This window comes from Streptomyces genisteinicus (assembly GCF_014489615.1).
Classification (GTDB): Bacteria; Actinomycetota; Actinomycetes; order Streptomycetales; family Streptomycetaceae; genus Streptomyces; species Streptomyces genisteinicus.
Map to the genome: position 1 here is coordinate 5096654 of NZ_CP060825.1, position 12752 is coordinate 5109405.

The window sequence follows — 12752 nt, forward strand, 5'->3', positions numbered from 1 at the left end:
GGCACACGCGGCACGGCCGCGCCCCATGACGCGCCCGGCCGGCAGGGCTTCGAGCCCCTGCCCGCCGGGTGGCACAGCCGCGCGGCCGCCACTGCCCCCGAGGGCGTGGCGGTCACGCACCACCCACCGTTCCTTATCGACGTGCGGAGACACGTGATGCCATTTCACGGCCGGTTGCTGAACCGGCGGATACCAGGGCGGCTGCTGGCCGCCACCACCCTGGGGGTGACGCTCGCGCTGACCGGTTCGACGGTCCAGGCCGTCCCGGTCGCCCCCGGCGAGCAGGGCCGGGGCCGTCCCGGTGTGCAGCACTTCGGCGACCCGGTCGAGGGCCGGGACGCGAAGGCGGCGAAGCGCCCGTCGGACGCGGCGCGCAAGGCCGCCGTCACGGCGCTGGACAAGGCCGTCTGGCCGGGCGGCGGCAGTGCGGAGCTGGCCGTCGCGGCTTCGGGCGAGGAGAAGGTGGTCGGCGGGCTGCCGGTCACCGTCGGCTCCGTACCGGTGAAGGCCGCGAAGGCTGCCGGTGCTTCGGCGTCCTCGTCCCCCGCCGAGGTGCGGGTGGACGTGCTGCCCGCCAAGCGGGCCGGTGAGCTCGGCGCCGGCGCGGTGCTGCGGGTGGAGCGCTCGGACGCGGCGGCGGAGGCCGCTCCCGTCCGTCTGTCCGTGGACTACTCGGCCTTCGCGGAGGGGTACGGCGGTTCGTACGCCTCGCGTCTGCACCTGGTGCAGCTGCCCGCCTGTGCGGCGGTGGCGGTGCCGGGCAGCGAGGACTGCCCGGAGCTCCCGAAGTCGCTGGCGACGGTGAACGACCCCGAGGCCCGTACGGTGTCGGCGTCGGTGACCGCGGCTCCCGCGCAGGAGCCGGGCGCGTCCACGATGGCGGCCGAGGCGGCGCCGCTGGTGGCGCTGGCGGCGGGGCCGTCGTCGGCCCAGGGGTCGTACAAGGCGACCTCGCTGGCGCCGGCGTCGAGCTGGAGCGTCGCCAATTCCAGCGGCGGATTCAGCTGGAACTATCCGATGCGCACGGTTCCCACGCCCGGTGGACTGTCACCGACGGTGGGCCTCGGGTACTCGTCGCAGTCGGCGGACGGCCGCACCGCGGTGACGAACAACCAGGGTTCCTGGGTCGGCGAGGGCTTCTCGTACGACGCGGGCTTCATCGAGCGCCGCTACAAGCCCTGTTCCGAGGACGGCCACTCGACGTCGGGTGAGCAGTGCTGGGCGTTCGACAACGCCTCCATCATGCTCAACGGCACGTCGAGCGAGCTGATCAAGGACGACGACACCGGCGCCTGGAAGTTCGCCTCCGACGACGGCACCAAGGTCGAGAAGCTGACCGGCGCCACCAACGGCGACGACAACGGCGAGCACTGGAAGGTCACCACCGCCGACGGCACGGAGTACTGGTTCGGCCTGAACCGGCTGCCGGGCTGGGCGGACGGCAAGGAGACCACCGGCTCCACCTGGACCGCGCCCGTCTTCGGCGACGACTCGGGCGAGCCCTGCTACAACGCGACGTTCACCAGCGCGCACTGCAAGCAGGCGTGGCGCTGGAGCCTGGACTACGTCAAGGACACCCACGGCAACGTGATGTCCTACTTCTACGCGCCCGAGACGAACCACTACGCGCTCAACGGCAAGACGGACGTCAACGGCACCGCCTACCACCGCGGCGGCTGGCTGAAGCGGATCGACTACGGCCAGCGCGACGGCCAGGTCTACGCGGCGAAGGCCCCGGCACGGGTCGTGTTCGAGACGGCGGAGCGCTGCCTTCCCACCTCGGACTTCGACTGCGCGGAGTCCAAGCGCACCAAGGCGAACGCCGCGCGCTGGCCGGACACCCCCGTGGACCAGGAGTGCAAGGCCGACACCAAGTGCACCGTCGGCCAGACGTTCTGGACGACGAAGCGTCTGACGGGCATCACGACCCAGATGCGCAAGAGCGCCACCGAGTACCAGGACGTGGACGCCTGGACGTTCACCCACCTGTTCACGGACAACGGCGACGACTCCAAGACCCTGTGGCTCTCGAAGCTGGAGCACGAGGGCCGGGTGGGCACGGCGGCGAAGCTGCCGGCGCTGGAGCTGTTCGGCGAGCAGCTGACCAACCGGGTGGACGCGATCGGCGACAACATCGCGCCGTTCAAGCGCTACCGTCTCGCGGCCGTGGTCAGCGAGACCGGATCGCAGCTGGACGTCAACTACGCCCCGGTCGAGTGCTCGGCGGGGTCGCTGCCGAAGCCGGGCGAGTCGGTCAAGCGCTGCTACCCGGTGAAGTGGTCCCCGCCGGGGACGATCGAGCCGATCACGGACTGGTTCCACAAGTACGTCGTGGCCGAGATCGTGGAGACCGACCGCACCGGCGGCGGCGACTCGCTCGTCACACGCTACGACTACAAGGGTGACGCGGCCTGGCGGAAGGCGAAGCCGGACGGCATCACCGACGACAAGTACCTGACGTGGGGCGGCTGGCAGGGCTACGGCAAGGTCACCGTCACCTCCGGCAGCGCGGACGAGCAGTCGACCCGGATCGACTACACGTACCTGCAGGGCATGGACGGGGACAAGGATCCGGACGGCGGCACCCGCTCCGTCAAGGTGAAGGACTCGACCGGCGCGGAGTTCACGGACGCCGAGGAGTTCACCGGCCACCAGCTGGAGGCGCAGACCTGGAACGGCGGCAAGGTCGTCTCCAAGGTCATCGGCACGCCCTGGAAGGTGAACACGGCCACCCAGACGCGCAGTTGGGGAACGACCCACGCGTCGATCGTCCGCACCGAGACGGAGCGCGGCTTCGAGCTGCGGTCCGGCGGCGCGTGGCTGGAGTCGAAGACGGTCACGAAGTACGACACGGCCAACGGCACCGGCCGGGTGACCGAGGTCGACGACCAGGGCGACGTCTCGACGTCGTCCGACGACACCTGCACCCGCACCTGGTACGCGGACAACACCACTGCCAACCTGCTCACGCTGCCCTCGCGCAGTGAGTCGGTCGGTGTGAAGTGCTCCGTGACGCCGGACCGCAAGACCCAGGTCCACGCCGACGAGCGCACGTCCTACGACAACAAGGCGTTCGGCCAGGCCCCGACCCGGGGCCTCGCGACCACGACCGAGCGGCTGACCGCCCACAACGGCACCACCGGCACCTACCAGGTCACCGGCACCACCACGTACGACGCCTTCGGGCGGCCGCTGTCGCAGAAGGACGCGTCCGGGGCCGAGACCAAGACGTCCTACACGGACGTCAACGGCCTCATCTCGCAGACGAAGCACACCAACGCGCTGAACCACGTCACCACGACCGACTACCTGCCCGCGTGGGGCATGTCGGCCGGCCAGACCGACCCCAACGGCAAGCGCACCGACCTCGCCTACGACGGCCTGGGCCGCTTGACCTCGGTCTGGCTGCCGGACCGGGCGAAGACGCAGACGCCGTCGATCAAGTACTCCTACAACGTCCGCCGCGACAAGGTCACCGCGATCCGGACGGAGAAGATCGAGAACGACCGCTCCTACGGCTCCGAGCACCAGCTCTACGACAGCCTGCTGCGCCCGCGCCAGCTCCAGACCGAGGGGCCGAACGGCACCCGGATGGTGGCGGACTCGTTCTACGACGGCACCGGCAAGGTCAAGCAGACGAACGCGACCTACAACGCCGCGGGCGCCGCGTCGGACGAGCTGCTGATCGTCCGCAACGGCGAGGTCGGCCAGCAGTCGCTGATGCGGTACGACAGCCTCGGCCGCCCGACCGCGCAGATCATGGCCGTCTCCGGTGCGGAGCAGTGGCGCACCACGACGACCTACGACGGCGAGCGGATCACGGTCGACCCGCCGCAGGGCGGCGTCCCGACGACGTCGATCACCGACGCCAAGGGCAACACCAAGGAGATCTGGCACTACAAGGGCGACTCCCCGAACCCGCTCCTCGGGTACGACGTCACCAAGTACACCTTCACGAGGCAGAACCAGCTGGAGACCGTCACCGACGCCAAGGGCAACCAGTGGCGCTACGAGTACGACCTGCTGGGACGCAAGACCAAGAGCGTCGACCCGGACGCGGGGACGTCGACCACGCAGTACGACGGGCTGGACCGCCCGGTGTCGGCCACCGACGGGCGCGGCAGGAAGATCTCCACCGCCTACGACAAGCTCGGGCGCACCCTGTCCACCTGGCAGGGCGACGTGAACACGGGCACCAAGATCACGGAGACCCGGTACGACAAGGCCGGACTGCTCGGGCGGGCGTACGCCTCGCTCAGCTACGTCTCGCCTACGGAGTACTTCGCGAACGTCACCCAGACATGGGACGACCTCTACCGGCCGCTGCGCACCGACTACGTGGTGCCGCAGTCCCAGGGCGGCCTCGCGGGGACCTACTCCTTCACGGCGGCCTACAACCGTGACGGCACCGTGCAGTCCAACGGTCTGCCGGCGGCGGGCGCTCTGCCGGCCGAGGTGCTGGTCAGCGGGTACGACGACCTGCAGCGGCCGACGTCGCTGACGGGGTCGTCGTCGTATGTCACCGGCTCCGTCTACTCCGGGAAGAGCCATCTGCTGCAGCTCGAACTCCACAGCGGCAGTGGCAAGAAGGTCTGGCAGACCTTCGACTACGAGACCGGGACAGACCGGCTGCGTACCTCCACGGTCGACGTGTACGGCGCACCGGCACCGGTGAAGCAGTCGCACTACTCCTACGACCAGGCCGGCAACGTCCTGTCCATCGCGGACACCTCGAACACCGCCCTGCCGGACGTGCAGTGCTTCGGCTACGACGCCCGGAAGCGTCTCGCCGAGGCGTGGACCCCGGCGGCGACGGCGGCCGAGGCGGCCGGCGGCGGCTCCACCGGTTCGGTAGCACCCGTCGAGGGGTCCTCCCCGGCGGCCTGCCAGGCCGCACCGGGCGCGAAGGCGCTCGGCGGTCCCGCGCCGTACTGGAAGTCGTATGTCACCGACGCCATCGGCAACCGGACGTCCGAGACCGTCCACGACACGGGTCTCAACCCGGCGAAGAACATCACCCGCACCTACACCTACGGCGGAGCGGGGACGCTCGGCGACGGACCGCACCAGGTCACCAAGGTCGTCGAGAACACGCCGACCGGCGACAAGCAGTCGACGTACGAGTACGACGACTCCGGCAACACCACCAAGCGCACCATCGGCGGCGACGCGCAGACACTGGAGTGGACCGACGCCGGCAAGCTCGCCCGGGCGAAGGAGGCGAACGGGTCCGCGACGACCTACCTGTACGACAGCGACGGCAACCGGGTCCAGCGCAAGGACACCACCGGCACCACGGTCTACCTGCCGGGCATGGAGCTGAAGCTCTCGGCCGACGGCGCGAAGAAGTCGGCGACCCGCTACTACGCGCACGCAGGACAGACGGTCGCCGTCCGCACCGACGACGGCATGCTCTCCTTCCTCGCCGCGGACCACCACGGCACGGGCGAACTGGCCGTGGACGCGGTGACCGGATCGGTGTCCCAGCGCAGGTTCGATCCGTTCGGCGTCGAGCGCGGCACGGCGACCGGCACCTGGCCGGGCGAGAAGGGGTTCGTCGGCGGAACCATCGACAAGTCGACGGGCCTGACGCATCTCGGCGCGCGTGAGTACGACGCGGTCATCGGCAAGTTCATCTCCGTCGACCCGATCATCGACTACACGCAACCGCAGCAGATCAACGGCTACGCGTACGCCAACAACACCCCGGTCACCCACGCCGATCCGAGCGGCATGGCGATCCCGGAGTGCCTGCAGGGCCTGATCGAGTGTCGTGGCGGCCTGCCCGTGCCCAGCAAGGACAAGCCGCCGACCGACGATGAGGAGAAGGCCGTCTCCGGGGCGGAGACCACCCTCGCCGGGGCGCAGGGGCAGCAGACGGCGGCGAAGCAGCGGATCAAGTCCGCGGGCAAGGCGCTCGTCAAGATCGCCCGGGACATCCTGGGCGTGGACGCCGCGCTCGACTGCGTCTCCAGCGGGGACATGGGCGCGTGCGGCGAGACGCTGCTGAACATCGCGGGCAGCTTCGCCGGCGGTCTCGCCGGCAAGATCCTCGCCAAGTACGGTGCCCCCTGGAACTGGGCAAAGGGCGCCAAACTCGCCAAGCGCGTGGTCAACCTCGTCGGTGACCTGATCGGCGGGGTGAAGGACCTCTGGAAGGCCAACAAGGCCGTGGGCAAGGCCAAGGACGGATTGGCCAAGGCCAAGGACGCCTTGGCCGCTGCCAAGAAGAAGGCCGCGGAGGCACTCAAGAAGAAGAAGTCCGAATGCCACAGCTTCCTGCCCGGCACGAGGGTCCTGCTGGCCGACGGCAGCACGAAGCCGATCGAGGACGTGGTCCTCGGCGACAAGGTGGCCGTCACCGACCCCCTGACCGGCGAGACGACGGTGCGCGAGGTCGCAGGGACCATCGTCACCGAGGACGACAAGCACTTCGTCGACCTCACGATCACCGGCGGATCCGGTGAGGCCGAGGCGCTGATCGCCACCACGACCCACCCGTTCTGGGTGGTCTCGGAGGCCGAGTGGGTCGAGGCGGGCGACCTGCGTCCCGGCATGACCCTGCGCACCCCGTCGGGTGACACGGCCGAGGTCACGGACACCCGCCACTTCGAACAGCGTCAGCGCACCCACGACCTCACGATCACGGGAATCCACGCCTACTACGTGCTGGCCGGGGCGACCCCGCTCCTCGTGCACAACTGCGACGTCGCGCTCGGCATGAAGGACGAGGGCACCTACCAGTGGGCCGAGAGGAACGACTGGAAGCACTTCGGCAAGGCGGAGGGCTGGCAGGGGCCGGTGGAGAGCGCCATCGCCGACTCCAACGTCCGCCTTCATGTCAACATGAAGGGGATCCCCGACTTCGCCACGGCGGCGAAGGACGGACTCAATCCGACGCATCCCTACGCCACCGACCAGGAGATGGGCATGATCGCCAGAGCCGTGGTGCACGGGAAGCGGAGCTGGGATTCGATCAAGTTCTACAAGCCCAACGCCAAGGGAGACCTCGAGGAGACGAAGATCGCGGAACCGGACTGGTCGACCTTCGACCGGATCAGGGGCTACATCAACGATCCGGGCCGGATGTGCGGATGCTGACCGGAGGGTGGAAGGAGCTGTCGACGCCGTGAGTGCCATCGATCCCGGGCTCTACCCGGACGTGTTCGCCAAGGGCGGGCTCGCGGACGCGATCGTGTCCGTGGCCCGTCGCAGGGGAGCGGACGTGGGCAAGCCCGTCGGCCCGGCGACCGCGGCGGGCGCGGACACGGGGACCGCGGTGACCGAATCCGCGAGGGGGACCCTGCGGGTGTCCCTCGCGGCGGAGTCCCGGACGTTCTTCCTGGGCGTCCACGAGCGCAGATTCGTCTGGGCCGAGGGCGCGACGGAGGAGCTGGACCCCCTCGTGGACGCGATCGCCGCGTGGCGGGGAGGTATGGCGGTGGACGACTTCGCCGCCCGCTTCCCCTTCATGACGCCCGGGCGGCTCGCCCGGGCCCGTGAGGCCGGGGACGTCGTCCGTGCGCAGTGGGACTGGTTGCGCACCGCCGAGGTACACGCCGGCGAACGGGACCTGCTCACGGCGTTTCACGAGGACGGGCGCTTCGACGGCCTCTTCCCCGTGCTGACGCACGGTGTGCTGAGGCTGGGCTTCGGCGGCGGCGACCCGGCCGCGAGGGCGATCACCGTCGCACCCGAGGACGGGGCGTACCGCGTGACCGACACCGGGGTTCCGGATCCGGGCGAGGTCGCCGCCTCGGCACCCGACGCGGTCGCAGCTGCGGCCCGCCGGCTGACCGGCGGCTGAGAGGCGCGATCGCACAGAGGGAGGACCGCCCCCGTTCCACCGGGGGCGGTCCTTCCGCGTTCTGCGGGACCGGTCGGGCGCCGTGCGCCCGCGCTGCCAGGCGCCCCGCCGGGTCAGCCCTTCGCCAGCCCCTCCCAGAACCGGTCCACGAGCCCGTCCAGGTACCGCCGGCCGTCCTCGCCGGAGGCGGTGGTGCCGCCGGCGCGGCTGAGGGTGGCGGCCATCAGGGACTGGTACTCCCCGTGCATGGCGCGCAGGGTCTCCTTGAGGTCGCCCTTGTCCATGCCGAGGTGTTTGGCGATCGGTTTGATGTGGGCCTGCCAGCGGGTGGAGACCGCCTCGGTGAGCAGGCGGACCAGTTCGTCCTCCAGACCGGTGATGGCGACGAAGTCCTGCCGCGGGAGGGCGAGCACCTCGCCGAGCGCGGCGGACTGCCGTGAGTCCCCGGCCCAGTGGCCGGTCTCCTCCATGTGGAGGTACGCGTCGAGGCGGAGGCCGACCGCGCGGGCCACGTCCTCCGCGGGGAGCCCGCGGGCCAGGCGGTGTTCGCGCAGGGTGCGCGCCTGCCCCATGAGTTCGGCGGGGCCGCACCACAACGCCCCTGCCAGGGCGGTGAGTTCCTCGGGTGTGGGCAGCGCCGCGCCGCGTTCCCACGCGTCGACGTGCTCCGGGGTCACGTGGTTCATGCCGTAGGAGGCGCGCATGCCGTAGGCGACGTGGCCCGGGGCCATCCCGAGTTTCTCGCGCAGGGTCCGGGCGGCGCGCGCGTTGAAAGGGAGCGGTGGATGCACGCGCTGAGAGTAGGCCGTCACAGGCGGCTACTCCACGGCCGCCGTCGCCTGCGCCCCGCTTTGTGGAATAGGTCACTTTCGATTCTGTAGGAACGTACAGAAGATGGCCCCTACCGCAATTCGCCCCGGAAATCACGGCAGTTGAGGTTTGCGGCGTGGCGCGTATGATCCGCTCCGCGGGGCGTCGTATGTGCGTTCGTACGACGGGCACGCATGCGCTTTCCCCGCCGCGCCGACTGTCCCCCAACCCCCGTTCGCAGTCCCAGGAGACGCCCTCATGCAGAACAGCGCGACCGCCCCGGTCGACGCGCCGCCGCCCGCCAGAGACGGTGGCCCGCTCGACCGGTTCTTCCGCATCACCGAACGTGGCTCGACCTACGGCCGTGAGATACGTGGTGGGTTCGCCACGTTCTTCACGATGGCGTACATCCTGGTGCTCAACCCGATCATCCTGAGCGGTGCCAAGGACAAGTTCGGCGACCAGCTCGACGCCGGCCAGCTGGTGACCGCGACCGCCCTGGTGGCGGCGGTCATGACCATCATCATGGGCGTGGGCGGCAACCTGCCGCTCGCCCTCGCCGCCGGTCTCGGCATCAACGCCGTCGTCGCCTTCCAGGTCGCCCCCCTGATGGCCTGGGACGACGCGATGGGCCTCATCGTGCTCGAGGGTCTGCTGATCTGCGTGCTGGTGGTGACGGGTCTGCGCGAGGCCGTCATGCACGCGATCCCCCAACCGCTGAAGCAGGCCATCAGTGTCGGCATCGGCCTCTTCATCGCCTTCATCGGCTTCGTGGACGCCGGCTTCGTCACCCGTATCCCGGACATCGCCAACACCACGGTGCCCGTGCAGCTCGGCGTCGGCAGGCTCACCGGCTGGCCGATGCTCGTCTTCTGCCTGGGCGTGCTCCTGACGATCGTGCTCCTCGCCCGGAAGGTGAAGGGCGCGATCCTCATCAGCATCGTGGTGATGACGGTCGTCGCCGTGATCGTCAACGCCTTCGCCGACGTCAAGTCCTGGGGCCTGACCACGCCGTCGCTGCCCGACGAGATCTTCGCCGCGCCGGACTTCGGGCTCCTCGGCAACTTCGACCTGTTCGGCGCCTTCGGCCAGGTCAGCGTGTTGACGGTGGTCCTGATCGTCTTCACCCTCATCCTGTCCGACTTCTTCGACACCATGGGCACCGTCGTCGGCGTCACCGCGGAGGCCGGGCTCCTCGACGAGCGCGGCCAGGTCCCGGGCCTCGGCCGGGTGCTGCTCATCGACGGCGCCGCCGCCGTCGCGGGCGGCGCGTCCTCCTCCTCGTCCGCCACGACCTACATCGAGTCCGCCGCGGGTGTCGGCGAAGGCGCCCGGACCGGTTTCGCCAACCTGATCACCGGCGGTGTGTTCGCGGTCGCGCTGTTCCTGGCGCCGCTGCTGACCATCGTGCCGATGCAGGCCGCCGCACCGGCCCTCGTCGCGGTCGGCTTCCTGATGATGACCCAGGTCAAGCACATCGAGTGGGACCGCTACGAGGTCGCGGTCCCCGCGTTCCTCACCATCGTCGTCATGCCGTTCACGTACTCCATCACCAACGGCATCGGCGCCGGCTTCATCGCCTACGTCGTCATCAAGGCGTGCCTGGGCAAGGCGCGCGAGGTGCACTGGCTGCTGTGGGGCACCGCCGCGCTCTTCCTGGTCTACTTCGCCATCGACCCCGTGGAGCAGCTCCTCGGCATGAAGTGACCCGACCGCCGCGTGCGGCCCCGGCGGGGGCCGCACGCGGCCCGAGGACCGCTCCCGGTGTCACCGGGGGCGGTCCTCTTCGTTGTCCACGTCGGTGACGACCGCCTTCGACGCCAGGCGGCCGTCCCTGAAGCAGAGCCGGTACGCCGGCGTGGCCTCGTACCGCTCCGCGCGGTAGTACGCGCAGTCGCCCGCCCCGGCCGGCTCCGGCTGGACGCCCGCGGGTGCGCCGTCGAGGGAGAGCCGGGGCAGCAGGGGCAGCACCTCGGCCCGGGTGTCGCCGACGCGCAGGGCGTCGTACCGCGCCGGGTCCATCACCGTGCGGGAGTCGCTCCAGAAGCGGAAGCCGAGGACGAGCAGGGCGATGGCGGCAGAGGCGGCGAGCGGGACGGCGACCGCCGTCAGCAGGTCGCGGCGCACCCGGCGCCGGGCGTCGTGGAGCCGGCCCGCCGTGGTGGGGGCGGGCGGCGGGGGAGGGGCGTCCGGCGACAGCGGGAGCCGGGCGGTGACGGTGAAGCCGCCGGTGCCGTCGGGGCCGTGGGCGAGGTTCCCGCCGGCGAGGCGGACGCGTTCGCCGAGGCCGACGAGCCCCGTGCCGCCGGAAGCGGGCGGCGACGCGGTGGCTGCGGCGCGGCCGGGGCCGGACGCGACCGTGACGGTGACGGCGTCCTCGCCGTACGCCACCGCCACCCGCACCCGTGCGCCCGGTGCGTGCCGGGCCGCGTTGGTCAGGGCCTCCTGGACGACCCGGTGGACCGCCAGGGCGGTCATCCCGGGCGGCGGGGCCGCGGGTGCCGCCTCGTCCAGGGCGACGTCGAGTCCCGCGTCGCGGGCGCGTTCGACGAGCGCGGCCACGGTCTCCCCGCCCGGCGCGGCCGGGGCGGGCGCGCCGTCCTCGCGGAGCACCCCGACGACGTCGCGCAGCCGGGCCGTCGCCTCGGCGGCCGCCTCGCGGAGTTCGCGCGCCGCCCGGCGCTGCCGCTCGCCGAGGTCCGCGTCGACCTCCAGCGCCGCGGCCCGGACCGCGATCAGCGACAGGTCGTGGCCGAGCCCGTCGTGCATGTCGGCGGCGATGCGGGAGCGTTCGCGCAGCCGTTCGCGGTCGGCGGCGGCCTCCCGTTCGCGCTCCATGTGCTCCGCCAGCCGCCAGCCGGTGGAGACCAGTTGGGCGTACTGGCGGACGTAGCGGCCGGACAGCCAGGGGACGACGACCACCAGCAGCAGGGTGACCAGCAGGGCGATCCAGCTCCACAGGTCGCTCAGCAGCAGGCTCAGGACGAGCCCCGCGGCGGCGACCGCCGCGAAGGCGAGCAGCGCGGGACGGGCCGTCGGGGTGCGCCGGCCGGAGAGGTAGCCGAAGGCGGCCATGGCGGGGGCGTAGGAGGCGGTGAAGAGTTCGGGCGTCTGCCACGCGCTCAGCGAGACGGCGATGCCCAGGGACACCAACGGCGCCGTGCGGCACAGCAGTACGGCGGCGCCGAGCAGAGGGACGCCGGTGGCGACCCACCACCAGGAGCCGCCGGCGTCCGGGCCGGAGCGCAGCAGCACGCACAGGGCGAGCACCGCCCACAGCGCCAGGTCGGTGAGGAGTTCGCGGGTGCTCTCTCTGCGCATGCCCCCACTCTGTCAGGGGCCCCTCGTCCGGGACCCCCGACGGAAGTGGGGGATGCGGGCCTACTGCTCCTGCTTCGCCGCCATGAACGCGGCGAGGGTGTCGGTCACCCACTGCTCGGCGGCGGCCTTGCCGACGCCCAGCGACGCCAGCGGACCGCTGCCGTCCTCCGCCTCCAGCAGGGCGAGCAGGATGTGCTCGGTGCCGACGTAGTTGTGCCCGAGGCGCAGCGCCTCGCGGAACGTCAGTTCCAGCACCTTGCGGGCGCGGGCGTCGTAGGGGGCGATCTCCGGGATCTCGTCCGCGGCCGGCGGCAGCGCCGCCGTCGCCGCGGCGCGGATCGCCTCCGGGCCGGCGCCCTGGGCGGCGAGGGCCTTCGCGGCGAGCCCGTCCGGTTCCACGAGCAGGCCGAGGACGAGGTGTTCGGGGCCGACGAGGGCGTTGCGGGCGGCGACCGCCTCGTTGGCGGCCGCCGCGACGACGTTCCTGGCGCGGGGGGTGAAGCGGGCGAAGCCCTGGTTCGGGTCGAGGTCGAGCGGCTGGTCGGACTGCTTCGTGACGAAGCGCTTCTGGGCGGCCTGCTTGGTGACGCCCATCGAGGTGCCGATCTCGGTCCAGGAGGCGCCGGAGCGGCGGGCCTGGTCCACGAAGTGGCCGATGAGGTGGTCCGCGATGTCGCCGAGGTGGTCCGCCGCGATGACCGCGTCGGAGAGCTGGTCGAGGGGCTGGGAGTGGGCCTTCTTGATGGCTTCGATCAGATCGTCGAGCCGCACGGGGTGCGTGAGACGCACGGGATCGGTGTCCGTCATGCGACAA

The 12752-nt window shown here is 71.3% G+C and carries 6 protein-coding genes; 3 read left to right on the forward strand and 3 right to left on the reverse strand.

The annotated features are described in order from the left end of the window. Positions 1–156 precede the first annotated feature (156 nt). Complete coding sequence (locus IAG43_RS22270; protein WP_187742461.1) at positions 157–7101, forward strand: polymorphic toxin-type HINT domain-containing protein; 6945 nt, start codon at positions 157–159, stop codon at positions 7099–7101. Positions 7102–7129: 28 nt separating this feature from the next. Then, complete coding sequence (locus IAG43_RS22275) at positions 7130–7807, forward strand: DUF6193 family natural product biosynthesis protein (protein ID WP_187742462.1); 678 nt, start codon at positions 7130–7132, stop codon at positions 7805–7807. Between the two features lie 113 nt (positions 7808–7920). On the opposite strand, the gene IAG43_RS22280 is transcribed toward IAG43_RS22275, so the two are convergent. After that, the gene (locus tag IAG43_RS22280; RefSeq protein ID WP_187742463.1) at positions 7921–8598 is read right to left on the reverse strand and encodes a helix-turn-helix domain-containing protein; all 678 of its coding nucleotides are present in this window, start codon (positions 8596–8598) and stop codon (positions 7921–7923) included. A 277-nt stretch (positions 8599–8875) separates the two neighbouring features. On the opposite strand from IAG43_RS22280, the gene IAG43_RS22285 reads away from it, so the two are divergent. Further along, entirely contained in the window at positions 8876–10324 is a 1449-nt protein-coding gene (locus IAG43_RS22285) for an NCS2 family permease (protein WP_187742464.1), read from the forward strand. Between the two features lie 60 nt (positions 10325–10384). On the opposite strand, the gene IAG43_RS22290 is transcribed toward IAG43_RS22285, so the two are convergent. Both IAG43_RS22290 and IAG43_RS22295 read right to left on the reverse strand, forming a co-directional pair. Beyond that, positions 10385–11938, reverse strand: a complete 1554-nt coding sequence (locus IAG43_RS22290; RefSeq protein WP_187742465.1) for a sensor histidine kinase — start codon at positions 11936–11938, stop codon at positions 10385–10387. Positions 11939–11998: 60 nt separating this feature from the next. Continuing rightward, positions 11999–12745 (reverse strand): Clp protease N-terminal domain-containing protein, encoded by a 747-nt coding sequence (locus IAG43_RS22295; RefSeq protein ID WP_187742466.1) that lies wholly within the window; start codon positions 12743–12745, stop codon positions 11999–12001. Positions 12746–12752 lie beyond the last annotated feature (7 nt).